The organism is Phocaeicola sp. RTP21359st1_B8_RTP21360_211022 (genome assembly GCF_040911965.1).
GTDB classification, from domain to species: domain Bacteria; phylum Bacteroidota; class Bacteroidia; order Bacteroidales; family Bacteroidaceae; genus Phocaeicola; species Phocaeicola vulgatus.
On sequence record NZ_JBDFXP010000007.1, the window covers coordinates 65,779 to 91,675 of the forward strand.

The following is a 25,897-nucleotide window of genomic DNA, read 5'->3' on the forward strand; positions in this document are numbered from 1 at the left end:
GAAACAACAATGATTATCAAGGTATGCGGTATGCGCGAGCCCGAAAACATACGCGCCATAGAGCAAGCCGGAGCAGACTGGATGGGCTTCATCTTCTTCCCCCAATCTGCCCGCTACGTATCACATCGTCCGGAATACCTACCGGAACAATGCCACCGGATCGGGGTCTTCGTCAACGAAAGCAGCGAAAACATCCTGCTGAAAGCACAGGAATTCGGTCTGCACCATATCCAGTTGCATGGCAGGGAAACACCGGAACAATGTCGCAAATTAAAAGCAACCGGACTGGGAGTCATTAAAGTTTTTTCCATAGCACAGGAAAGTGACCTGCAATCCGCCGGTTGTTATGAGGGCGTTTGCGATTACTTTCTTTTCGATACTGCCTGCTCCGGATATGGCGGTTCCGGCAAACCCTTCAACTGGAATATCCTGCAAGCCTATCGGGGAAAGACGCCTTTCCTACTGAGTGGCGGTCTCCGTCCCGGCAGTCTTTCCCTTTTGTTGCAATTCAAGCATGAACAATGGGCAGGCATCGACCTGAACAGCGGATTCGAGACCGCTCCGGCTCTGAAAGACGCCGCCGCCGTCCACACATTTATAAACCAATTAAAACAAAAAATACAATGAACAGAATCAACCAGTTATTCAGTACCAAGCAAAAAGACATCCTATCTATTTATTTTTGTGCAGGCTTTCCTACCTTAGAAGGTACGGCAAGCACCATCAAAGTCCTGGAAAAAAAAGGGATTAACATGATTGAAATCGGCATTCCTTTCAGTGACCCGATGGCTGACGGTCCCGTTATCCAGCACGCTGCCACCCGCGCCTTGAAAAACGGCATGACACTGAAGCTCCTTTTCGACCAACTGAAAGATATCCGTAAAGAAGTACAGATTCCGCTGGTGCTGATGGGATATCTCAATCCCATCATGCAATATGGATTCAAGGATTTCTGCCGCACCTGCCGGGAGACGGGAATCGACGGAGTGATTATCCCCGACTTGCCTTTCAAAGATTATATGGAGGAATATCGTTCCATAGCCGAGGAACAAGATGTGAGAATCATCATGCTCATCACTCCGGAAACCAGTGAAGAACGTATCCGCCTGATTGATGAACACACCGACGGTTTTATCTATATGGTATCTTCCGCCGCTATCACCGGTGCTCAAAAAGATTTCAACGCACAGAAACAAGCCTATTTCCAACGCATCGCCGACATGAATTTACGCAATCCCCGCATGATAGGTTTCGGAATTTCCAATAAGCAAACCTTCGAAACCGCATCCGCTCATGCCGCAGGAGCCATCATCGGCAGTAAATTCGTGACCTTGCTGGATGAAGAAGACGGAGATACGGAAAAAGCAGCGGACAAGCTGCTGGAAGCCTTGAAAAACTAACCTTTCACAACTCGTAACATCCTCTTCTTCAAAAATTCACCTGAAAGATCATGGCGATACAAGTGAAAAATATAATACCTTACAGGTATAAGATTATATATCTTGCAGCAGTAAGATCTATAATCTTATACCTGATCTTTCTACTTCTTCCATCCACAGCATCTGGCAGAAGCAGTTATCACCTATAAAGAAAAACATTTTGTTATTTCCCTCTCTTATTTTTGTCATAGTTACACATAATTACTATCTTTGTGCCAAAATTAAACAAGAAAAGCGCATGACACAGAGTGAATATCCTTCCGTTTTGCTAATATACACAGGCGGTACGATCGGCATGATTGAAAATCCTGAGACAGGTGCACTAGAAGCCTTCAATTTCGACCAGTTACAAGACAATGTTCCCGAATTGAAGCGGTTCAACTATCGCATCTCCTCTTACCAGTTCAATCCCCCCATTGACTCTTCGGATATGGAACCTGCCTTGTGGGCCAAGTTAGTCAAGATCATCAAATACAATTATGACAATTTTGACGGGTTCGTCATTCTGCACGGTACAGACACCATGGCATACACCGCTTCAGCGCTCAGCTTCATGCTGGAAAACCTGAGCAAGCCGGTTATTCTGACGGGTAGCCAGCTGCCCATCGGCATGTTGCGCACCGATGGAAAGGAAAATCTGATCACTTCCATAGAAATAGCCGCTGCCAAACATCCGGACGGCACTGCTATTGTACCCGAAGTATGCATCTTCTTCGAAAACCATCTGTTGCGCGGAAACCGTACCACAAAAATCAATGCGGAGAATTTCAATGCGTTCCGTTCATACAATTTCCCTTCGCTGGCAACAGCAGGCATCCACATAAAATATGAATATGACCGTATTCACAAAGCCGATCCCAATCTGCCATTAAAACCACACTATCTTTATGATACCAATGTAATTATACTGACCCTTTTTCCGGGCATCCAGGAAAACATGATCAGCAATATCCTGCATACACCGGGATTACGCGCAGTGGTATTAAAGACCTACGGTTCGGGCAACGCTCCGCAAAAGCCGTGGTTCATCGAACTTCTAAGGGATGCCACCTCACGGGGAATCATCATTGTCAACATCTCCCAATGCTCTACCGGAACAGTGGAAATGGGAAGGTATGAAACCGGACTCCATCTGCTGGACGCAGGGGTCATCAGCGGCTATGACAGTACGGTGGAATCCGTTCTAACCAAACTGATGTTCCTTTTGGGACACGGAAAAAGTGAAAAAGAAATACGTTACCAAATGAGTATTCCGGTAGCCGGAGAGTTTACGAAATCATAATTTATTGCGTTCCAATTATCATCTGACGGGATGATTGCAGAATCATTAAAATGGTGTAATCTGCGATGAAAACTTAACGATTTTATAACATGTAATCTTTTTGTAATATTTGTTTCATCAAATAGTAATAAAAATGCTCCATCTTTGCAATGCTGATCAGAAAAGATTAGTTTTGTAGTATTAAAAAGATGGATATATGAATGATTACCGCATTTTAGTAGTTGACGATGAAGAAGATCTATGCGAGATTCTTAAATTCAATTTAGAAAACGAAGGGTATTTTGTGGATACGGCAAACTCCGCCGAAGAAGCCCTGAAGATGGAACTGACCCAATACAACTTGCTGTTGCTGGATGTGATGATGGGAGAAATATCAGGATTCAAAATGGCGAACATGCTGAAAAAGAATAAAGCTACTGCTTCTATTCCCATTATATTCATTACTGCTAAAGATACTGAAAACGATACCGTAACAGGGTTCAACCTGGGAGCCGACGACTATATCTCGAAGCCATTTTCACTGCGCGAAGTTATAGCACGCGTTAAGGCTGTCCTTCGACGCACCAGCCCCACACAGGGAAAAGAAGCGCAAGAACAATTGCAGTACAAAGGGCTTTTAGTCGACATCACCAAGAAGAAAGTCAGCATAGACAGTATAGAAATTTCCCTGACAAAAAAAGAATTCGAAATCCTGTTGCTGTTGTTACAAAACAAAGGCCGCGTATTCTCACGCGAAGATATTCTGGCTAAAGTATGGCAGGAGGAAGTCTATGTGCTGGACCGTACCATTGACGTCAACATTACCCGCCTGCGTAAAAAAATAGGCGAATATGGAAAATGCATCGTCACCCGCCTGGGATACGGATACTGTTTTGAATGCGAATAACCTAACCTGTACCTTTCCATGACTATTAAATTATCCAGCCACGTCCTGTCATTCAACAAGAAACTATTCTTGTCGGTAATTTCCTTATTCATAGCATTCGCCATCTGTTTCATGGCATTCCAATATCGCAGGGAGAAGGAATACAAAATAGAATTGCTGAACACACAACTCCAGAATTACAACGACCGCCTGAATGATTTTCTCCGTGGCAGGGATACACTGAATATTCAACAATTGAACGACTATGTTTGCGAACACACCTTTGAAGATCTACGCGTGACACTGATCAATAAGAATGGTACTGTAATTTATGACAATCTGGAAAAAGATCCCAGCCACTTCGAGAACCACCATAACCGTCAGGAAATAAAAAAAGCCATCATTTATGGCAGCGGCTACTCCATTAACAGACAATCGGAAAGCTTGGGCGGTGAATTTTTCTATTCAGCAAAGTATTATCCTAACCTGGACTATATCATTCGTTCGGCCCTTCCCTATAATGTCAGTCTGATGAGACACCTGAAAGCAGACTCTCATTATGTATGGTTCACACTGATAATCAGCCTGATATTAATAATTGTGTTCTACCGGTTCACACATAAATTGGGAATGTCTATCACCAAATTGCAACAATTTGCCATGAAAGCCGACCGCAATGAACCGATAGACACTGATATGCAGGATACCTTTCCCAAAAACGAACTGGGCGAGATATCCCAACATATCATCCAGATTTACAAACGTCTGCATCAGGCAAAAGAAGATTTATATATCGAACGCGAGAAACTGATCACCCATCTCCAAATCTCGCACGAAGGCTTAGGCGTATTCAACCACCGCAAAGAAGAGATTCTGGTAAATAATCTGTTCACACAATACGCCAACCTTATCTCGGACAAAAATCTGAGTTCTACGGAAGAGATCTTCTCCATCCCCGAATTGCAGCCCATCACCCGTTTCATTACAAAAAACAAGGAACGCAGTATCGGCAAAGAAGAGAAACGGATGTCATTGAACATAGACAAAAACGGACGTATCTTTGCCGTGGAATGCATTATCTTTCAAGATGACAGCTTTGAAATCTCCATCAATGACATCACTCAGGAAAAGGAACAGGCACTTCTGAAAAAACAGCTGACACAGAATATCGCCCACGAATTGAAAACCCCTGTAAGCAGCATACAGGGATATCTGGAAACCATAGTAAACAATCCTACCCTGCCCCGTGAGAAAATCAATGCTTTCCTGGAGAGAAGCTATGCACAAAGTAACCGGCTGGCACATCTGTTACGGGATATCTCCGTACTTACCCGCATGGAAGAAGCTCCGAACATGATCGAAACAGAACCGGTAAACCTCACCACCATGATGCGGAATATCCTGAACGAAGTAACTTTGGAACTGGAAGAAAAGCAGATCACAGCCCACAACATGCTGCCTGAAGGACTGACCGTACAAGGCAATTCTTCCCTGCTATACTCCATCTTCCGGAATCTGACAGACAACGCCATTGCATACGCAGGAACTCATATTTCCATAACCATCCGCTGTTTCCGTGAAGACGAACGTTTTTATTATTTCAGTTTCTCGGACACAGGCGTAGGAGTAGGACCCGAACATCTAAGCCGTTTGTTCGAGCGTTTCTATCGGGTGGACAAAGGACGTTCACGCAAACTGGGTGGTACCGGACTGGGACTGGCCATTGTAAAAAACGCAGTCATTCTGCATGGCGGAACAATCTTCGCTAAAAATACCCCCGGTGGAGGTCTGGAATTCATATTTACATTGAGTAAAGAATGAGAGGATACCAAGAGCCTGTTTCTAAATTTTCTTCAAAATTTAAACAGGCTCTAAAAAATAAAGAAAGATAATTGTTTTCTTAAATATAAACTGTATCTTTGCGGTGCATCGGTTCATTTATCTCCCCTCCGAGGTGAATGATTAAAAGGGAATCAAGGTGAAAATCCTGAACAGTCCCGCTGCTGTATGTTTCACTAAACGCATAAGCAAAATGCCAATAACCACTGGGATAATTTCCGGGAAGGTGCTTATAGCGGAAACGAGTCAGAAGACCTGCCTGTGCATTTATCAAATCTGAAGCTTTCGAGGAAAGAGCTTGGAACACTGAACGTAAGGGATGCCTTTAATCACATCCGCTATTTTCTCCGTTTCACTGTCCGGAAAAGAGTATCAGGTAAAAAGAACATTTATTTTAAAGTAAACTCTGCCAAGTTTATTTGGAATGCTCAGCCGAAGTGATTCGCCTGAGCATTATTTTATAATCCAAGTCAATACAAAATCGGGATGAGTGACATAACGGACCCGATAACGTTCCTGCCGGCCTGTACGATATTCGCGTGCCTCGAACTCCCCCTCTTCCGACAGGCTGAAAGGAAAAATACGAAGATGACGAATAAAATCCACCTCCTCTACTCCCATCAGTTTGAACAGTGCCTCCTTGGCCGACCAATGGAGCAATAAAGCATAAACGTCATCTCCTTCCATCATTGCGGGCTCTTCATCGGAACGAATAAAACGGGAAGCTACTTTCCGCACTCTGGTTCCATACTGCTCTATATCCACTCCCACCTCACAGGAAGAATGAAGCGCCACCGCCACATAACCGCGAGTATGCGAGATGCTGATATACCGGCTTCCATCCTTTAGATAAGGCCTTCCCGAAGAGTAATAAGCTATCTCCTTTTCTTCTCCACACAAAGCCTTCAGCAGCACACGTACCGACAACCATTCATGCTTCCGTTTTTCGGAAAGAACAGCCAGTTTCTCCCTATACCAGTCTTTATGCTCCAATGATGCCAGCAGTTGTTCCGTTGTTTCATCAGACTTCCATATTCCAAGCAGAAACTCCCCTTCGCTATAAGTACGGTATAAAGGCATAATAAAATCTATTTCTTTTCTTCTTCCACGGAGCTGGAAGAGTCAACGATAACTTTTACTTTCAAAATGCGGCGCGTATTCATTTCAAGTACCTCAAAATGATAATTCCCATAATCTAACCGCTCGTGCAATACAGGAAACTCCCCTTTTATTTCCAGCAACAAACCAGCCAAAGTGTCCGCATCTCCTTCCACTTTCTCGAAAAGAGCGGGATCAGCTTTCATAATCTTATAAAAATCGGACAGCAAGGTTTTTGCCTCGAATATATAGGTACGGTCATTCAGTTTCACATACGTACGCTCTTCATCATCGTATTCATCATTAATCTCTCCTACAATCTCCTCGATGATATCCTCCATTGTAACAATGCCCGAAGTACCTCCAAACTCATCGACAACGATGGCAATATGGATCTTGTTCGCCTGAAAATCACGCAAAAGGTCATCAATCATCTTCGTTTCAGGCACAAAGTAAGCAGGACGGACCAATGTCTGCCAACGAAAGTTGTCGCCTTTGCCCAAATGAGGAAGCAAATCCTTTATATAAAGAATTCCCTTTATATTATCCCGCGATTCGGCATATACCGGAATACGGGAATAGGCATTTTCCACAATACATTTCAACACTTCGGAATAAGGAGTATTGATTTCCAAGTCCACCATATCCAGCCGGGAAGTCATCACTTCCTTAGCCGTTTCCTCACCAAAACGGATAATACCTTCCAGAATATTGCTTTCCTCTGAAATCTCACTCTTGTCCGTCAGTTCCAAAGCCTGTGAAAGCTCGTCGACAGAAATATTATAATTCCTTTTTGCCACACATCTGTTCACCAAAAAGGAAGAACGGACCAGCAATGCCGACAAAGGTGAAAAGAATTTCTTTAAAAAAGAAATGGCAGGAGCTGCCTTACGGCAAAACTTCAACGTGTTCTGTGCCGAATAAATTTTAGGCATGATTTCACCGAAAAGCAACAGCAGAAAAGTAAGGACAACCGTTATTAGCAAGAATTCCAGAATCACGGAATTTCCAAAGTGTATGGTGCTGGCAAAAAAGTAATTGCACAGCATGATAATGGTTACATTGACAAAATTATTAGAGATAAGAATAGTCGCTAACAAGCGTTCGGAATCATTCAGCAGGGCGCTGATACGCCTGTCCGAAGTATGTTTTCCTTCCTCTATCTCACTTAAATCAACAGGTGAAAGAGAAAAGAAAGCTATTTCCGAAGCAGACACAAAGCCTGAGGCATACAACAATAAAACAGCTAACAAGATAGCTATGATAGCTCCTATGGTAGGAGCTGTTACGGTTACACCGTCAAATAAATCCGCCAAGCGGCATAAATACGAGTCAGGGTCCAAGGAATCTGGTTTTAGTTAAACATCAAGTTCTCTTAATTAAAAAGGTAAATCGTCTGTCAGACTATTATCCGAGGCTTGCTGTTGTTGCGGAGCCGCTTGTGCAGACACCTGCTGCCGGGATACCGCTTGTGCCTGCGGTACATATCCTGTACCCGGTTGCTGCGAGGTGTTACGCGGGGTCAGCATCTCCATATTATCAGCAAAAATCTCGACAATGGTACGTTTTATGCCATTCTGGTCATCGTATGAACGGCTGCGGATTTTCCCTTCTATGTAGAGTTTGTCGCCCTTACGGACATATTTTTCCGCAGTTTGGGCCAGTCCTCTCCATAACACGATATTATGCCATTCCGTACGTTCGGGAACCTGTGTTCCATTCTGCAACGTATAGGCACGATCGGTGGTGGCTAACGAGAAAGTGGCAACGGCAATGCCGGTATCCAAATATCTCACATCAGGGTCCTTTCCTACATTTCCAATCAAAATGACTTTATTTACTGACATTCTATTATTCCTTTTTAATTATTAGGCTCCAAAATTAGCGAAAAAAACTGATTCACCAAACGCGATACGGCAAATTTATGCAAATCTTCCACGCTTATTCTCTGATACTTCGCAAAAGAAGCCGAATTCTCAGGGAGAATCACTTCATAAAAATTTGCGTAAATCACCCGGTGGGATAACACGTGCTTCACCCCTTTCCGCACCAGCCGCACTATGGGCTCCTCTCCCCCGGCCAGCATCCCGCGAAACTGTGGCGATGCATACAGTTCCTCTTCCGTCCACTCACGATCCGTTTCTATCAAAGGCGGTTCATACAAATTTTTCCATATATCATTTCCGCTGCGCTTATGTATAAAGGTATACGCGCCCATACGTACATATATATAATTAAAATAACGATTGGTCACCTTGGTTTTATGTTGCTTCACAGGCAAAGAGCCGGCAATCCCCTTCAGACGCGCCACACAAGAATCGTTTAGCGGACAAAACAGGCAGTCGGGCGCTACCGGAGTACACTGCAAAGCTCCAAAATCCATGATAGCCTGGTTGTAGAGACCAGGGCGCTCACGGTCCAGCAACTCATCGGCAACCCGGACAAACAGTTTCTTTCCTTCCGCCGAATCAATGGGGGTATCAATGCCCAACCAGCGAGACAGCACCCGATACACATTACCGTCCACCACTGCGTATGGCATACCGTAAGCAAATGAACAAATAGCCGCTGCTGTATATTCTCCCACTCCTTTCAAAGCACGCACCCCAGTGTATGTTACAGGAAATCCTCCTGCCTCTGCCATCCTTCTGGCCGCAGCATGCAAATTTCTCGCACGAGAATAATACCCCAGCCCCTGCCAATATTTCATCACCTCATCCTCATCGGCTGCCGCCAGTGCGAACACATCAGGAAAACGGGCCACAAAACGTTGATAGTAATCATATCCCTGAACCACACGAGTTTGTTGTAGAATAATCTCCGAGATCCATATCAAATAAGGATTTTTTGTCCTTCTCCACGGCAAATCACGCCCGTTTTCCCTATACCAATCTATCAATTTTCTGCTAAAATTCTCCATATCAGTATTATATAAAAGTGCATTCTATGCAATATTTCCGCAAAAGTAAACCAAGAAAATGGAAGAAGATGCTTTTTTTAGGAAATTTATTCTGAATATATTTCTTAAAGAGGGAGAAAAGCTATATATTTGCAGTCCAAAAAATTAAGATATAAGTATAACAATAATTATTTAGCGAAATGACTAAAGCAGATATCGTAAACGAAATTACGAAAAATACCGGTATTGACAAGGTGACAGTGTTAACCACACTTGAGGCTTTCATGGATACAGTAAAGGATTCATTATCTAAAGAAGAAAATGTGTACCTGCGTGGTTTTGGAAGTTTTGTAGTGAAGAAAAGAGCTCAGAAGACTGCTCGCAACATTTCAAAGAACACTACAATCATTATTCCGGAGCACAATATTCCGGCATTTAAACCAGCTAAGACATTTACATTATCAGTAAAGAAATAATAAACAAGAGTATTAACCCATAAAATTTGAAGCTATGCCAAGCGGAAAGAAGAAAAAAAGACACAAAATGTCTACTCACAAGCGTAAAAAAAGACTAAGAAAGAACAGACATAAAAGCAAAAAATAATTTGTAGTCTGTCTGTGACGACAAATAAAGAACAAACCTTGCAAAGCAACAAAAGTCTTTCAGGTTTGTTCTTTGTTTAATGAGAAAAGTGAACAATTTAAAAATACAAAAGTGACAAGCGAACTAGTAGTAGACGTACAACCCAAAGAGATTTCCATCGCACTCCTTGAAGATAAAGCGTTGGTGGAATTTCAGAAAGAAGGGAGAAGTGCTTCCTTCAATGTGGGAAATATGTATTTGGGACGGGTAAAGAAACTAATGCCCGGCCTTAATGCCTGTTTCGTGGATGTCGGCTTTGAAAAAGATGCTTTTCTTCATTATCTAGACCTAGGTCCTCAATTTCATTCTTATCAGAAGTATCTGAAGCAAGTTTTAAGCGACCGTAAAAAACTTTTTCCCATCACAAAAGCTACTATGCTGCCTGATATTGAAAAGGAAGGGACGGTTTCAACCACCCTCCAACAAGGTCAGGAAGTTATTGTGCAGATTGTAAAGGAACCTATCTCGACCAAGGGCCCCAGACTAACCTGCGAATTGTCATTCGCCGGACGTTATTTGGTATTAATCCCTTTCAACGATAAGGTTTCGGTATCACAAAAAATTAAATCGAGCGAAGAACGCGCCCGTCTGAAACAGTTATTGCAAAGCATCAAACCGAAAAACTTCGGAGTGATTGTACGCACCGTAGCGGAAGGCAAAAGGGTGGCCGAGCTTGATGCAGAGCTTAAAGTCTTGCTGAAACATTGGGAAGAAACAATCACTAAAGTACAGAAGGCTCCCAAACTGCCGGCATTGGTATACGAAGAGACCAGCCGTACAGTGGCCATGTTGCGCGATCTTTTCAATCCGTCTTATGAGAACATCTATGTGAACGATGAAACAGTGTTCCATGAGATTAAGGATTATGTATCACTTATCGCCCCTGAACGAGCCGAAATCGTAAAACTGTACAAGGGTCAGCTTCCCATATTCGACAATTTCGGTATTACCAAACAAATCAAATCCTCTTTCGGGAAAACCATTTCGTATAAAAGTGGAGCTTACCTGATTATTGAACACACAGAAGCACTTCATGTAGTGGATGTCAATAGTGGAAACCGCTCCAAATCTGCCAACGGGCAGGAGGCTAACGCACTGGATGTAAACCTGGGTGCCGCCGACGAACTGGCACGCCAGTTAAGATTGCGTGATATGGGTGGTATTATCGTGGTTGACTTCATTGATATGAATCTAGCAGAGAACCGGCAGAAACTGTACGAACGTATGTGCCAAAACATGCAGAAAGACAGAGCAAAACATAACATTCTGCCCCTCAGTAAATTTGGATTGATGCAAATTACCCGCCAACGCGTGCGTCCTGCCATGGATGTCAACACGAATGAAACCTGTCCCACCTGCTTCGGGAAAGGTAGCATAAAGCCATCCATCCTTTTCACGGATACTTTGGAGAGTAAGATTGATTACCTGGTCAACAAATTGAAGATAAAGAGATTTACGCTGTACATCCATCCGTACATCGCAGCATATGTGAATCAGGGTCTGGTTTCCCTGAAGCGCAAATGGCAAATGAAATACGGATTCGGAATAAAGATTATCCCAGACCAAAGTCTGGCCTTCCTGCAATATCGGTTCACCGATATTCACGGTGAGGAGATAGACATGAAAGAGGAAATCGAAATCAAGTAAAAGAAAAGGGAGTGGACATTTTTTATCACTCCCTTTCTTTATTTCACGACTCTAATATGCAAGGCTTGATTTCGACGTTTCACAAGCTCAAATACCAGTCACATTCTGCCGATTACAACTCACCCAACTATCACAAAGCTGGCAAAACAAAAGCACATCCGTTGCCCCTATTTTATTTGCCTTGCTTATAGTCTTTCACTATTCCCTCCGCAATCCAATTTGCCAATGCCTGACGGTTATTCTTCAGAACCAGCCGTTGTTGGTCACGCTTGTTCCGAATATTTCCCAATTCCAAAAACACCGCTACGGGAGTCGTATTACGCAATACATACAAATTACGTTCACTCACCGTTCCGCGAAAGCCACGGTTTGGCTGATGCTTGTCATATTTCCTATCAAAGGTACGGTGCAAGTTATTGGCCAACCGCCTACCCTTCGTACTTTTAGGAGCGTTATAAAAAAACACATCTGTCTGCTGTCCCTTACTGCGACTGTCCACATGAATAAATACAGCTCGTTTGTAACTGCTTTTATCCTTCCGATACAGTTTATTCACCCAGTCACAGCGTTGCTTCAAACGAGCTACCTGATTCAAGGGAATAGGATCTCCCATGCAAGTTTCACGTTTACTATTTGCCAGGACATGACCGTCACGAATACCATCTTTCTTATCTTGAATGATAATATGCACCTTCGCACCGCGTGACAACAACTCACGTGCCAACCGCAGAATAATATCGTATGCATACTCATCCTCATGCAACTGACGCCCCTGATAGATACCGATGGCCCCAGGATCGGGACCTCCGTGACCACTCACCAAATAAAAACAAGCTCCGCTTAATTCATTGGATGTAATCTGATAGGTAGCATACTCCTTTCCAAATAATGCCTCTTTGCCGGTACGAGGCTTTTTCTTCGCCAGAAGCGGTGATAGAACAAAAAATAAAAACGTGACAAATAGTACCGATCCTCTCATTACCTGTTATTTTTCTCCCAACATTTCATCTATCTTCTTGCACAAAGAAGAGAATTCTTCTTCATTGTACAAACGGGTCAGCATTACAATCTTGCCCGTTTTGTCAATCAATACATTACGGGTGATGCCCGCTTTACGGTCTGCATATCTGGCAAAAATATCAGCTCCCGGATCAAGAGCCAACGGATAGGTCACGCCGGTACGTTTGGCAAAAGCCACTACGGTTTCCAAAGGTTCGTCCCGATCCACTCCAAAGAGAGCAAACGCTTTATTATCCTTATGTTTCAACCAGATATCTTTTTCAATAAAAGGCATCTCCTTTCGGCAAACTCCACACCAACTGGCAGTGAACTGAAGCATCACCACCTTGCCACGCAAATCAGAGAGTTTCACTTTCTGTCCGTCTGTCAGTTCCATTTCAAAATCGGGAGCCATATCCCCTACCTTTACTATATAACCGGCATTATCAGGAGTAACCTGTTGTGCCTTCACCGGCTGGCTCAGCAAACATGCGCAAACCAGCAACATCAGACTCATAAACTTCTTCATCGTTCTTCTCTTATTTTTATATATTCGCTACAAAGATAGGCTATTCCATCATTTTTTCGTAATTTTGGCACCCAAAATAACTACCAACTTATCAAGAAGATGAATATTTTTTGGGATACAATCACTCATTACAATGCGGGTACCTGGATTTATCAAGTTATTATCACCCTTATCGGCATTATTTTAACCTATTCTCTATTCAAAAGCCCCACAAAAAAAATAAAAGTAGCGATGAAGTTATATCTTATATTCTTGAATGTATGGATAGCTTCCGTGTATTACATGATTTATTGTGAACCAAGAAGTTACAACAGTGTTTTGGCAGGATTTTGGGGAATCATGGCCATCTTCTGGATTTATGACCTGAAAGTAAACTACACCCCTTTTGACCGGACTCACAAACATACCGCACTAGCCGTCCTGCTTTGTATGTTGCCATTGGCCTATCCACTCTTCTCCATTATAAGGGGGATGAGCTTTCCCATGATGACCTCACCTGTAATGCCTTGTTCGGTAGCGGTTTTCACCATCGGACTGCTGCTGGCATTTTCCAAACGAGTCAATATCTTTCTCGTCATGTTTCTTTGCCACTGGGCACTGATCGGTTTCACCAAAACTTACTTTTTCCATATTCCCGAAGATTTTCTGCTGGCAAGTTCGGCTGTACCGGGCCTTTATCTGTTCTTTAAAGAATACACAGCTTCCCATCTGCATACTTCCACCCTTTTCCGTGCCCGTATGATTAATCTCGCCCTGATTATTGCCTGCGGTGCAATCGGAGTGCTGTTCATGATATCTATGGTGTGCGAACTGGCTCAAGAACAGGCTTTATCGAAATAAAAACACGTCTTAATGAGGTACTTTGCAAAATCTTTCGTATTTTTGCCAACAAATTGAGTTAATGTTTTAACAGGATGAACGTATTAGAACTAAGTGAACAGGAGATTATCAGACGAAACAGTCTGAATGAATTGCGCGCTATGGGCATCGAGCCATACCCCGCAGCTGAGTATGTAACCAATGCATTTTCTACAGATATAAAAGCTGAGTTCAAGGATGATGAGGAACCTCGCAAAGTATCGGTAGCCGGACGTATGATGAGCCGCCGTGTGATGGGTAAAGCTTCATTTATCGAATTACAGGATTCAAAAGGCCGTATCCAGGTGTATATCACCCGTGATGACATCTGCCCGGATGAAAACAAAGAAATGTACAACACTGTGTTCAAACGTCTGCTGGACCTTGGTGACTTTATCGGTATAGAAGGATTCGTATTCAGAACCCAAATGGGTGAAATCAGTATCCACGCTAAAAAACTGACCGTACTGTCCAAGTCTATCAAACCGCTTCCTATTGTAAAATACAAAGACGGAGTCGCTTACGACAAGTTTGAAGACCCTGAACTGCGTTATCGCCAACGTTATGTTGACCTTGCTGTGAATGAAGAGATAAAAGATATCTTCATCAAGCGCAGTAAAGTATATAGCTCTATGCGCGAATATTTCAACTCAAAAGGTTATATGGAAGTGGAAACCCCGATTCTGCAATCCATTGCCGGCGGAGCAGCCGCACGTCCATTCATAACTCACCACAACGCACTGGATATGCCGCTGTATATGCGTATTGCCAGTGAGTTGTACCTGAAAAGACTAATTGTAGGTGGTTTCGAAGGAGTGTATGAAATAGGTAAGAACTTCCGTAACGAAGGAATGGACCGCACACACAATCCTGAATTTACCTGCATGGAAATATATGTTGCCTACAAGGACTATAACTGGATGATGGAATTTACAGAAAAAATGATTGAAAAAATCTGTCTGGATGTAAACGGCACCACTCAAGTAAAAGTAGGCGACAACATCATTGACTTCAAAGCCCCGTACAAACGTGTCACCATGCTGGACTCTATCAAGGAACACACCGGCTATGATCTGACAGGCATGAACGAAGAACAGATACGAGAAGTTTGCCAGAAACTCAATATGGAGATTGACGACACAATGGGCAAAGGCAAACTGATCGATGAAATCTTCGGAGAATTCTGCGAAGGTACTTACATCCAGCCAACTTTCATCACCGACTATCCGAAAGAAATGTCTCCGCTGACAAAGATACACCGCAGCAATCCGGATTTGACCGAGCGTTTCGAGCTGATGGTGAACGGTAAGGAACTGTGTAATGCATACTCCGAATTGAACGACCCGATTGACCAGTTGGAACGTTTCGAAGAACAAATGAGACTGAGCGAAAAAGGAGATGATGAAGCTATGATTATTGACAAAGACTTCGTCCGTGCGTTGGAATACGGTATGCCCCCCACTTCGGGTATGGGAATCGGTATGGACCGTCTGACGATGCTGATGACCGGACAGTCTACCATTCAGGAAGTGTTGTTCTTCCCCCAGATGCGTCCCGAAAAGATTACTCCGAAAGACACTCCTGCTAAATTTATGGAACTGGGAATTTCAGAAGACTGGGTTCCTGTCATTCAGAAAGCAGGCTATAACCTGGTGAGCGATATGAAAGAAGTGAATCCGCAGAAGCTGCATATGGACATTTGCGGAATCAACAAAAAATATAAATTGGAACTAACCAATCCTACGGTGGACGAAGTTGCCGGATGGATTGCGAAAATTGAGAATTGAGAATTTAAAGATTGAGAATTATTCCAATTGTCAATTATCCATCATAAATAATAAGCATGAAATTGCCCGGTAAAATAGCGATAATGGGTGGTGGCAGCTGGGCCACGGCTATTGCAAAAATAGTCTTGGCTCAGGCTGAATCAATCAACTGGTATATGCGCCGCGACGACCGAATTGAAGAATTCAAACGTTTGGGACATAATCCGGCTTATCTGACAAGTGTGCGCTTTGAAATAAAGAACATCAACTTCTCTTCAGATATCAACAAGATAGTAAAGGAATCGGATACCCTGATATTCGTTACCCCCTCTCCCTATCTGAAAAGCCACCTGAAAAAGCTGAAAACCAAAATAAAGGACAAGTTCATTGTCACTGCTATCAAGGGTATCGTCCCTGACGAGAACCTGATTGTTTCCGATTATTTTCATCAGGTATACGGTGTTCCCGAAGAGAATATAGCCGTCATTGCAGGTCCGTGCCACGCAGAAGAAGTAGCCTTGGAGCGTCTTTCCTATCTGACTATCGGATGTAAAGACATTGACAAGGCGAAGATATTCGCCCGGCAGCTGGCCGGACATTACATAAAAACTTCTGTAAGCCCGGATGTGGCAGGTATAGAATACGCTTCGGTATTGAAGAATATTTATGCTATCGCCGCTGGAATTTGCAGCGGTCTGAAATATGGCGACAATTTTCAGGCTGTATTGATTTCAAATGCCATTCAAGAGATGAACCGCTTCCTGAATACCGTACATCCCGTAGAGCGTTCTATTGATGATTCCGCTTATCTGGGTGACTTGTTGGTTACCTCCTACTCCAATTTCAGCCGGAACCGCGTATTCGGAACCATGATTGGTAAAGGTTATTCCGTAAAAAGCGCACAGATAGAAATGGAAATGATTGCCGAAGGATACTACGGAACGAAATGTATCAAGGAGCTAAACAAGCACTTGCACGTGAACATGCCTATCGTAGATGCCGTTTATAATATTTTATATGAGCGCATCTCGCCCATGATTGAGATTAAATTATTAACTGATTCATTCAGATAAAATATCAGATACAATGAAGAATATTAGTTTAAACATCGACAAAGTAGCCGGTTTTGTTTCTAAGGAAACAATCGCTGCTTACGAACCTCAGGTGAAAGCCTGCATGGAAACATTGGAAAACGGTACAGGTAAAGGTAATGACTTCTTGGGTTGGTTGCATTTGCCATCGTCTATAACAGCCGAACATTTGGCTGACTTGAAAGCTACTGCCCAGGTTCTGCGCGACAACTGTGAAGTAGTAGTTGTAGCAGGTATCGGTGGAAGCTATCTGGGAGCACGTGCCGTAATAGAAGCTTTATCCAATAGTTTCCAATGGTTGAAAGCAAAACAAGACGGACCCGTCATCGTTTTTGCAGGCCACAATATCGGCGAAGATTACTTGTTCGAGTTGACTGAATACTTGAAGGACAAAAAGTTCGGTGTAATTAATATTTCCAAGTCTGGTACTACTACAGAAACCGCCTTAGCTTTTCGTTTACTGAAAAAACAGTGTGAAGACCAGCTTGGCAAGGAAATGGCGAAAAAAGTGATTGTTGCCGTTACAGATGCCAAAAAGGGTGCCGCACGTGTTACAGCCGACAAGGAAGGATATCAGACTTTTATTATCCCCGATAATGTAGGCGGTCGTTTCTCTGTCCTTACTCCGGTAGGTTTGCTGCCTATCGCAGTGGCAGGATTTGACATTGAGAAACTAGTGGAAGGCGCACGTACGATGGAAACAATATGTGGTCCGGCTACTCCGTTTGCCGAAAATCCTGCCGCTGTTTATGCTGCTACCCGCAATGAATTGTATAAAGACGGAAAGAAGATTGAGATTTTGGTAAACTTCAATCCCAAACTGCACTATATGAACGAATGGTGGAAACAATTGTACGGTGAATCCGAAGGCAAGGATGGTAAAGGTATTTATCCGTCTGCCGTCGACTTCTCTACTGATCTCCATTCTATGGGACAGTGGATTCAGGAAGGTGAACGTACTATCTTCGAAACAGTTATCTCTATCGAAAACCCGGAACATACGCTTCAAGTTCCTTCGGACAGCGAAAATTTGGATGGCTTGAATTTCTTGGCAGGAAAGCGTGTAGACGAAGTGAACAAGATGGCAGAACTAGGTACTCAGCTGGCACACGTTGACGGTGGTGTACCCAATATGCGACTGATTGTACCCGAACTGAATGAATACTACCTGGGAGAAATCATCTATTTCTTTGAAAAAGCTTGTGGTATCAGCGGTTATTTGCTGGGAGTAAATCCGTTCAACCAACCGGGCGTGGAAGCATACAAGAAAAATATGTTTGCTTTGTTGAATAAACCGGGATACGAAGAAGAGTCTAAAGCTATCCAAGCTAGATTATAATATCAAGAACCTATTCAGAATGCCATTTATCAATGTCATTCCGAATAACAGTGAAGAATCTGAAAGCATCCACCAAATGCTTGCAGATTCTTCACTTTGTTCCAATCCAACGGTCACACCTTTGGAAGTAATAACTATACATTTATTCTATGTTTAAAGAAGCGATAAATAACTATCTTCATACTCATGGATACGAATCCATCGACTTGAAAGCCGTATTATTCGATATGGACGGCGTGCTGTTCGACTCCATGTCCAACCATGCTGAGTCATGGCATAAAATAATGAAACGCTTCGGTTTCGGCCTCAGCCGAGAAGAAGCTTATATGCACGAAGGGCGTACCGGTGCATCTACGATCAATATAGTAAGTCGTCGGGAGCGTGGGCATGATGCTACTGAAGAAGAAATAAAAGCTATCTACCAAGCCAAAACTGAAGAATTCAACAAATGCCCCAAAGCAGAACGGATGCCCGGCGCACTGGAAGTATTGACTAAAATAAAGAGTGAAGGACTGACTCCGATGGTAGTGACCGGTTCGGGACAAACTTCGTTATTGGACCGATTGAATCATAATTTTCCGGGCATATTCCAAGCCAACTTAATGGTTACCGCCTTTGATGTGAAATATGGGAAACCAAATCCGGAGCCATATCTGATGGCCCTAAAGAAAGGCGGCTTTAAACCCAATGAAGCGTTAGTAATAGAAAATGCACCACTAGGTGTACAGGCGGGAGTTGCAGCCGGTATTTTTACCATCGCCGTGAATACAGGACCATTGCACGACAATGTGTTACTGAATGAAGGAGCGAATTTACTTTTTCATTCCATGCCTGATTTCAATGAAAATTGGGAAACACTACAATCTGCATTAAAACAAGATTAAATTTTGCAAGAATTCTTCACAATCAATAAAAAAGAGCTCCTTGCTTTCACCTAGATGAAAAACAAGGAGCTCATATTATATAAAAAATCACAGCCTATCAAAATACCTGAACCTACTTTAAAACTTTGCGTAACCAAGGAATAACCAGTTCGTTTTTAAAATAATGAGAAGGAGGATCTACATTGACCGTTTCGAAATAGGTCTTTGAATCCAGTCCTTCATCAAGGTGCTCCACATCTTTTCTAACTGCCTTATCAGCAAACTTCGGATAATGATGAAACTCCGCATTTTCCGGTTTTCCACTAGCAGCATAAGCAGATTGTACCAAACGGAAATCACGGTCCAACCCTCCCTCTGTAAAAATGATAGGACGAGGAGCTAATGACGCAACAACATCTGGAAAATTAAAATACCTCCAATAACCAGGTATCAGATGACGGATAGAATTTGGAAAAGGACGTCTGTTTTCCTTGTCAGGTTTAGTCATTACAACGGCACGTTCCTGAGTCTGGCATAGAAAATCATTGTACACAAAAGCATAAATATCCTTATCCAACACCCCCAAGACCATCATCGGTTCTGTACCTAATGAGAATCCGCTAATCACAATCCTGTCCTTTCGGATATAAGACTGGGCTTTCATCCAATTCAGTACCTGCATATCCAGATAAGAAGTATACCCTAGCCAACTCCATCCCAGTTCAAGCAAAAAACGGGAAACAACATCATAGTCATAATTCCATCCTTTATCATAACATTCCAAATCGGAGGCTTCTCCGGCAGCGGCATTATCCACCGCTACCGCCACATAACCTTCTTTAACCATATTCAAAGCCATACTTACTTTGGGATTATTATAATCCTCAGTTAACTTATCACAGATGCCGGGCTCACCGGCCAATCCTTCTTTGGTCCTTCCGGACCCCGGAATGCACAAAACTCCGGGTACTGCACCCTTCAAATGTTCCGGTTTCAAAACCAGAAAAGTGGAAACTGACTTTGGAAAAGGATAGAACTCCCATTTCTCTAAAATATATCCCTCTTTTTTTTCCGTTTTCACACAGACAGGAGACGGTTGTCTCTTTATCTCGGGAAACTTCATGATCTCCACCATCGCAGCACGCACTCCATCCTGCCATTGCGTAAATTCCTGTGCGGACATACCGGAACGGTAAGCATATTGGGGATGTGTATCTTTCAACATCTCATGAACAATGGCATAAGTACTTAGTAACCGTCCATCCCCACGATCTGATTTCACAACTGCATGCTTCTCAGGTTGGTAATTCTGAGAATTACCAACCATACATAAGCTGCATACAGATACTAAAAAGAGCAATCTTTTCATTATCATCATATTATCTCACTATTATTCATACCCCGGAGTCTGCTTGATTTCCGGATCTCCATTCAAAACTTCCACATTAACAGGCCACAACATCATATACGCCTTATCCTCTGTTAATATAGGCAATGAACTTCCATAATGCGCTTTAACAGAAAAGACAAAAGGTTTTCCGTTGGAATCACGTAAACGCAATAAATCAAACCAGCGGCTTCCCTCACCTACAAACTCTTTATCACGTTCCTGCAAAATAGCCCACTCATTATCCGCATAATCTCCTGCAATATATTTATGTTGTTCAAATTTATCACCATAAGCACGCTTACGTACCTCATTTATATATGCAGCACATTTATCCGGAGCTCCCAACCCGTTTTCACACTCGGCCAGCATCAACAAAACATCAGCATATCTATATACCGGTACATCTGAATCATAATAATGAGTTCCTCCATCCGTATGTCCCATCAGTTTTTTCCAACAAGCGCCACGAGTCTTTCCTTCGAACATATATTGAAAGAAAGTAGCATCCAAACGAGTATCTTCCTTATCATAAATCTCAATAAACGGCACTTTATACTCATAACGTAATGGTCCGGCTGTCAATAGCTTCAACGGATCCGGACCATATTTATTTCCATCCAAGTCCGTAGCATTGGTAAACAAGGCTACATTATAGAACCAGTTCGCCCCCCAATTGGTCAATTCATTCTTATTAAAACACAGAGCGAAAATGATCTCTTTATTCTTCTTCCCTTCCGGAGTCCATAAATCCGCAAAGTTTGGAAGCAGTTCGAATTGTTGGTTCACCAAATTCAATAAAGCCTTCTTTGCTGTCAACAAGTCACTGTTATTAGGATCTACGGCAGTCAGAGTAGCTATATGATCCCCTGCAATATCATCATCTGGTAATCCTGTAGTGACTTTGGCAGACCACATATATATCTTGGCCTTCAAAAGTTCCGTTGCATGATAAGACCATTCATATTGGTTGGACATCTTCTTATCCGACTCATTGAAGAAAGCTTCGGATTTATTAATATCTTCTTTGATAAACTCCAACGTTTCCTCCGGAGTAGAACGAGCCTTATATAATTGCGTAATATCAATGCTACCCTCGGTAACTTTCGGTTCCGTCTCTAACGGCACACCACCAAATGTTCGATAAAGATAGAAATAGTAATATGCACGCAAGCCATAAGCCTGTCCCAAATAAAATGATTTCTCCGTTCCAGTCAGATAATCAATTTCTTTATCTACATTTCTGATAAACAAATTTATATGCATGATATTTGGGTACACCTCATACCAATCATCGACACCGGTATTATCTTTCGTAAGCAGATTATTAGTCATAGGCGGACCATATACCCCCTCACCCATAGAAGTAACATCACTTATCAGAATCTCACTTCTGAACTCTCCCAATGTGACAGGCATCTGATATTTATCTCTTAAATCGGCATGAATACCAGTCATAAACATTTCTACCTGAGACTTCTGATTCCAAAAATCATTAGAGCCATAATAATCTTCAGGAGACAGGTCCAACGCATCACAAGCAGACAATACCATCATCCCACTCAACAATATGCTATAAAATATTTTCTTCATAATCCTTCCTATTTATTAGAATGTAACATTTAAACCCAAAACAACTGTTCTAGGGAGGGGATATCCTCCATTCTGACTGACACCATATTCGGGGGTCGCCATATTTTTGGCTGCTGTAATATATCCCAAATTCTGTGCTGTTACAGAAACATCCACCTTGCTCAAACCGGATTTATGAATCCAACTCTGAGGCAAGGAATACGACAGGCTTATTTCACGAAAAGCCAAATAATCGCCACGATAACAATTAATGTCCGATATTCTGTCATAATTACGTTTGCCCAAAAAGTCAGCCCATCCATACACCGGATATTTTCCATTCGGATTACTTTCCGACCAGGAATCTTTAACTAAAGAAATGGTATTAAATGTTCCCTGCATATTACCCATAATCCAAGGAGTTTTCCAATCATGTACCCAATAGCCTAAAGCATAATCCAGACGGCAGTTCAAAGTTAACCCTTTCCATGAAGTATTAATGTTAAAGCCTCCGGTCCAATGAGGTATCGTATTACCCAATTTCACCCGGTCATAATCATCAATCACACCATCCCCATTCACATCCTGCCATTTCACATCACCAGCCTGTATAGGCAGTCCTTTCTCCTTTTCGGCATCCGACAATTTAGCCCAAGCTTCAGGGCCATAAAGCACTTTGGCATCTGCTCCATTTTCCGTATAAGTGGATCTGTCTATCAGATTGCCTGGAATCTCACTCTCACTCTTATAAATACCAAGAGATTTAAAGGCGTAAATCACACCATATTCCTGTCCTTCCTGATAACCACCTACCCATTGTCTTTCATAGGTACCATCTGCCAGCTTGCGTCCCGTATAAACCTGATAGGCATCCTGCATATTATTCGGCAATCCATTGTACGGTAATGAGATAATCTTATTCTTATTATAAGCGGTATTCATACTAACTGTAAATTTCCAATCTTTGGTACGCAAAACATTGGCAGTCAATTCCAACTCCATACCTTGGTTTTGTACTTCTCCATTGTTAGAAAGGAAAGAAGAAACTCCGCTATGAGAAGACAGGGTGATTTCTGCAAATTTATCCTGTGTATGTCTATTATAATAGGTGAAGTTCAAGATATATTTGTTATTCAGAAAACCAATATCGAAACCTGTCTCGAATGTGTACGATTTTTCCCATCTCATGGTGGGATTAGGCAAATCGTTTATCATCAAAGGAACTTTGCCATTATAGTTGGGTACTATTTTACCATCTTTATCTTTCATAATACCATAAGAACCTTGAACCGTATAATAATCAAGTCCTGTCACTACATTACCATTAGCATCCAGTACACCAGACACATTTCCATTGGCTCCGTAACTAGCACGAATTTTAGCATAAGAAAGTACATTGCTACAAGACTCCATAAAATTCTCTCTACTCAATACCCAACCGGCTGATATACCGGGAAAGGTTCCCCAACGGTTATCTTTTGGCAGTTTGGAGTATCCGTCGCGACGTAAAACAAGGCTCAGCAAATATTTGGACTTATAATCATAATTCACTCTGCCAAAGAATGAAAGAATACGCTGTCTGTAATGCCAAGAATCTATTTGCCGCACTCCGGCAGCAGTCGAAGTATAATTCAAATCCTGAAAATCAGATAATGGAGATCCATAACCAGATGCCGAAAAACCTTTCTTGTATGAGTCATAATATTCTACACCTACCATCGCATCCATAGAATGGTCTTGCCGGAATGTAGTCTGATAATTCAAGATTCCATTGTAAGTCTGGTCTAAAAGCCGTTCATGTTTGTTGGAAGTACTATGATTAGTATCATACACCGGTCCTGTAGCTACAATATAGTCCCCTTTGAAGAACTCTCTGCTATCATCAAAATAGAACCAAGTTCCTGTGGTCTTGAATGTCAATCCTTTCATTATATTAAAGGTAAAAGACTGGCTCAGATTAAACTTGTCCGTATTATTATCATAATTCAATGCATCCTCATACACTTTCACTGTAGTCCAGCCACGAGCATAAGAAGCCACGGCAGGGCCTGCCAACCAATCACCGTCCGGACTTTTCACACGGAATGTAGGAGGAACGGACAAGGTAGTACTGAAAAAATTACCTTCACCGGCATATCCTGCACCACCATCGTCCCATTTGGCATCGGTAAATGTCAAAGAAGAATTAGAAGTAAGCCAAGGCTTAATTTTATAATCTGCATTGATCGTGAAGTTCAAACGGTGATACCAGTTGTTCATCGCATTTCCTTCGCTGCGATTATAGCCTAGGCTTGCATAATAATGTCCTTTATCATTGCCACCGGATACACTCAAGTTATAATCCTGAGTAATAGCCGGAGATTTGATATTATAATCTTTCAGTTGATTATCACAATAAATCAATTTTTGTCCCGGATTCACTGGGTCATCCATTGTCTGCCAACCTTGTTTTAACAGGAAAGCCAGGTCATCTGTATAATTCATAACACCCCATACAGCTGTATTATCCTTATTACCATTAAGTACATTCCCTTTTTCATCAAAATATCTGTTTCCCGTTCCGTAAGGCTGTGTTCCGGATAAAGTCGCATCACTGGCAAATCCATGCCAAGCACCCGATTTATCCTGCCATATATGCGAAGACCGATAAAATGCCGAACGCATATAATACAAATAATCATGAGCATTCAAAAATTCATACTGGCTATGAAAAAAATTGAAACCGACTTTCGCACTCAAATTTATTTCCGTATGTCCTTCCGAACCTCTTTTAGTAGTAACAAGAATTACACCATTGGAAGCACGCGCACCATAAATAGCCGTAGCACCAGCATCTTTCATGACCTCCAAAGACTCGATATCCTCCGGATTCACATCACTCAACGACTCGCGTACAGCACCATCGATAATAACCAAAGGTGAACCGCTACCATCCAGATTGGTACCACCACGAAGCACCAAAGTAGGAGTGGAATTCGGATTACCGCTAGTTTGCTGTACCCTTAATCCTGCCACTGCACCAGAGAGTGCTTGCGCCGGATTAGTATGGGCCCCCGTACTTAAAGTAGAATTGTCAACTTTAGCAATGGAATTAGTCATCTTGGAACGAAGTTGTGTGCCCCCATAACCTGTTATCACCACTTCATCCAAAGTCTTATTGTCTTCCTGCAGCTGAACATTCAGAAACGTTTTTTTCCCTACCAACATTTCTTGGGTCAGATAACCGATATAAGAAAAGACCAAAGACGATTTTTCACTTACCACTAACGTAAACCGGCCGTCTATATCAGTTATAGTACCATTGGTAGTACCTTTCTCTATTATATTAGCCCCAATAATTGCTTCTCCTTTGGCATCGGTCACTATACCTTTGACAGTCACTTTATCTTGTTGCATAACAATGGGACGCGTTTCTTCTCTAGAAATGGCCTTGCGAATTATTACTTGTCTGTCACGGATATGATATTCCAAATCAGTACCGGCAAACATTTGTTTCAGTACCTCCTCTATTGTTTTATTTCGTACATCCACATTGACACGACGAGACAAATCAATATCTGTACGATATATAAAAATAAATTGACTATTCTTTTCTACCCAATTAATCACACTCTTCAAAGTCTGGTTCTCCATGGAAACGGTAAAGCTGGTTTGTTCCGCATAACTCATTTCCGCAAAAGCCTCTTCATAACCTGTAAATGTTAAAATCATGGCTAAACTCATACATTTTGTGAATTTAGGCATGAGTTTTATTCTATTCGTGTATTTTTTCATATATTTGA

At 42.3% G+C, this 25,897-nt stretch carries 21 protein-coding genes and 1 riboswitch; of the genes, 12 read left to right on the forward strand and 9 right to left on the reverse strand.

The features are described 5' to 3' along the window. Positions 1-9 precede the first annotated feature (9 nt). The 5 genes from AB5062_RS05310 to AB5062_RS05330 all read left to right on the forward strand — a co-directional run bounded on the left by AB5062_RS05310 (position 10) and on the right by AB5062_RS05330 (position 5,407). Positions 10-627 (forward strand): phosphoribosylanthranilate isomerase, encoded by a 618-nt coding sequence (locus AB5062_RS05310; protein WP_032945284.1) that lies wholly within the window; start codon positions 10-12, stop codon positions 625-627. Further along, on the forward strand, positions 624-1,400 hold the full coding sequence (trpA, locus tag AB5062_RS05315) for a tryptophan synthase subunit alpha (RefSeq protein WP_012056009.1): 777 nt from the start codon (positions 624-626) through the stop codon (positions 1,398-1,400). The genes AB5062_RS05310 and trpA overlap by 4 nt, the downstream gene beginning before the upstream one ends. Positions 1,401-1,677: 277 nt before the next feature. Next, positions 1,678-2,721, forward strand: coding sequence for an asparaginase (locus AB5062_RS05320; RefSeq protein WP_032945282.1), 1,044 nt, complete (start codon positions 1,678-1,680; stop codon positions 2,719-2,721). 196 nt (positions 2,722-2,917) lie between these two features. Further along, the gene (locus tag AB5062_RS05325; protein WP_032952360.1) at positions 2,918-3,607 is read left to right on the forward strand and encodes a response regulator transcription factor; all 690 of its coding nucleotides are present in this window, start codon (positions 2,918-2,920) and stop codon (positions 3,605-3,607) included. 18 nt (positions 3,608-3,625) lie between these two features. Beyond that, positions 3,626-5,407 (forward strand): cell wall metabolism sensor histidine kinase WalK, encoded by a 1,782-nt coding sequence (locus tag AB5062_RS05330; RefSeq protein WP_032952359.1) that lies wholly within the window; start codon positions 3,626-3,628, stop codon positions 5,405-5,407. A gap of 92 nt (positions 5,408-5,499) precedes the next feature. After that, positions 5,500-5,703, forward strand: a riboswitch (cobalamin riboswitch). 175 nt (positions 5,704-5,878) lie between these two features. Here the strand turns inward: AB5062_RS05330 and AB5062_RS05335 are convergent. Genes AB5062_RS05335 through mutY form a run of 4 tightly spaced genes read right to left on the reverse strand, consistent with a single transcriptional unit; the run spans position 5,879 to position 9,443 of the window. Next, positions 5,879-6,505 (reverse strand): 4'-phosphopantetheinyl transferase superfamily protein, encoded by a 627-nt coding sequence (locus AB5062_RS05335; RefSeq protein WP_032952358.1) that lies wholly within the window; start codon positions 6,503-6,505, stop codon positions 5,879-5,881. An 8-nt stretch (positions 6,506-6,513) separates the two neighbouring features. Then, the gene (gene gldE, locus AB5062_RS05340) at positions 6,514-7,866 is read right to left on the reverse strand and encodes a gliding motility-associated protein GldE (RefSeq protein WP_032952357.1); all 1,353 of its coding nucleotides are present in this window, start codon (positions 7,864-7,866) and stop codon (positions 6,514-6,516) included. A 36-nt stretch (positions 7,867-7,902) separates the two neighbouring features. Further along, the gene (locus tag AB5062_RS05345) at positions 7,903-8,370 is read right to left on the reverse strand and encodes a single-stranded DNA-binding protein (RefSeq protein WP_032952356.1); all 468 of its coding nucleotides are present in this window, start codon (positions 8,368-8,370) and stop codon (positions 7,903-7,905) included. 14 nt (positions 8,371-8,384) lie between these two features. Next, entirely contained in the window at positions 8,385-9,443 is a 1,059-nt protein-coding gene (mutY, locus tag AB5062_RS05350; protein ID WP_032952354.1) for an A/G-specific adenine glycosylase, read from the reverse strand. Between the two features lie 179 nt (positions 9,444-9,622). Between mutY and AB5062_RS05355 the strand changes: the two genes are divergently transcribed. Next, entirely contained in the window at positions 9,623-9,898 is a 276-nt protein-coding gene (locus tag AB5062_RS05355; protein WP_005839749.1) for an HU family DNA-binding protein, read from the forward strand. Positions 9,899-10,136: 238 nt separating this feature from the next. Next, on the forward strand, positions 10,137-11,711 hold the full coding sequence (locus AB5062_RS05360; protein ID WP_032952378.1) for an Rne/Rng family ribonuclease: 1,575 nt from the start codon (positions 10,137-10,139) through the stop codon (positions 11,709-11,711). A 172-nt stretch (positions 11,712-11,883) separates the two neighbouring features. On the opposite strand, the gene AB5062_RS05365 is transcribed toward AB5062_RS05360, so the two are convergent. Continuing rightward, positions 11,884-12,690 (reverse strand): N-acetylmuramoyl-L-alanine amidase, encoded by an 807-nt coding sequence (locus tag AB5062_RS05365; protein ID WP_005839744.1) that lies wholly within the window; start codon positions 12,688-12,690, stop codon positions 11,884-11,886. Between the two features lie 6 nt (positions 12,691-12,696). Then, a complete protein-coding gene (locus AB5062_RS05370) occupies positions 12,697-13,239 on the reverse strand; it encodes a TlpA disulfide reductase family protein (protein WP_012056013.1) in 543 nt (180 codons plus the stop codon). Positions 13,240-13,338: 99 nt separating this feature from the next. Here AB5062_RS05370 and AB5062_RS05375 point away from each other — a divergent pair, with 99 nt between their 5' ends. The 5 genes from AB5062_RS05375 to AB5062_RS05395 all read left to right on the forward strand — a co-directional run bounded on the left by AB5062_RS05375 (position 13,339) and on the right by AB5062_RS05395 (position 19,177). Continuing rightward, on the forward strand, positions 13,339-14,079 hold the full coding sequence (locus tag AB5062_RS05375) for a DUF6064 family protein (RefSeq protein WP_032952352.1): 741 nt from the start codon (positions 13,339-13,341) through the stop codon (positions 14,077-14,079). Between the two features lie 74 nt (positions 14,080-14,153). Further along, positions 14,154-15,884, forward strand: a complete 1,731-nt coding sequence (gene lysS / locus AB5062_RS05380) for a lysine--tRNA ligase (RefSeq protein ID WP_016270725.1) — start codon at positions 14,154-14,156, stop codon at positions 15,882-15,884. A 56-nt stretch (positions 15,885-15,940) separates the two neighbouring features. Next, positions 15,941-16,936, forward strand: coding sequence for an NAD(P)H-dependent glycerol-3-phosphate dehydrogenase (locus tag AB5062_RS05385; protein ID WP_005839736.1), 996 nt, complete (start codon positions 15,941-15,943; stop codon positions 16,934-16,936). Between the two features lie 13 nt (positions 16,937-16,949). Then, positions 16,950-18,293, forward strand: a complete 1,344-nt coding sequence (locus AB5062_RS05390; RefSeq protein WP_005839734.1) for a glucose-6-phosphate isomerase — start codon at positions 16,950-16,952, stop codon at positions 18,291-18,293. Positions 18,294-18,442: 149 nt separating this feature from the next. After that, positions 18,443-19,177 carry an HAD-IA family hydrolase gene (locus AB5062_RS05395; RefSeq protein WP_032952350.1) on the forward strand — a complete coding sequence of 245 codons (735 nt, stop codon included), beginning with the start codon at positions 18,443-18,445 and terminating at the stop codon, positions 19,175-19,177. Positions 19,178-19,289: 112 nt separating this feature from the next. Here AB5062_RS05395 and AB5062_RS05400 read toward each other — a convergent pair whose 3' ends face one another. The 3 genes from AB5062_RS05400 to AB5062_RS05410 are packed head-to-tail and all read right to left on the reverse strand — an operon-like array spanning position 19,290 to position 25,889. Beyond that, positions 19,290-20,534, reverse strand: a complete 1,245-nt coding sequence (locus AB5062_RS05400; protein WP_032952349.1) for an alpha/beta hydrolase family protein — start codon at positions 20,532-20,534, stop codon at positions 19,290-19,292. A 12-nt stretch (positions 20,535-20,546) separates the two neighbouring features. Further along, positions 20,547-22,136, reverse strand: coding sequence for a RagB/SusD family nutrient uptake outer membrane protein (locus AB5062_RS05405; RefSeq protein WP_032952348.1), 1,590 nt, complete (start codon positions 22,134-22,136; stop codon positions 20,547-20,549). Between the two features lie 15 nt (positions 22,137-22,151). After that, complete coding sequence (locus tag AB5062_RS05410; RefSeq protein ID WP_032952347.1) at positions 22,152-25,889, reverse strand: TonB-dependent receptor; 3,738 nt, start codon at positions 25,887-25,889, stop codon at positions 22,152-22,154. Positions 25,890-25,897: the final 8 nt, after the last annotated feature.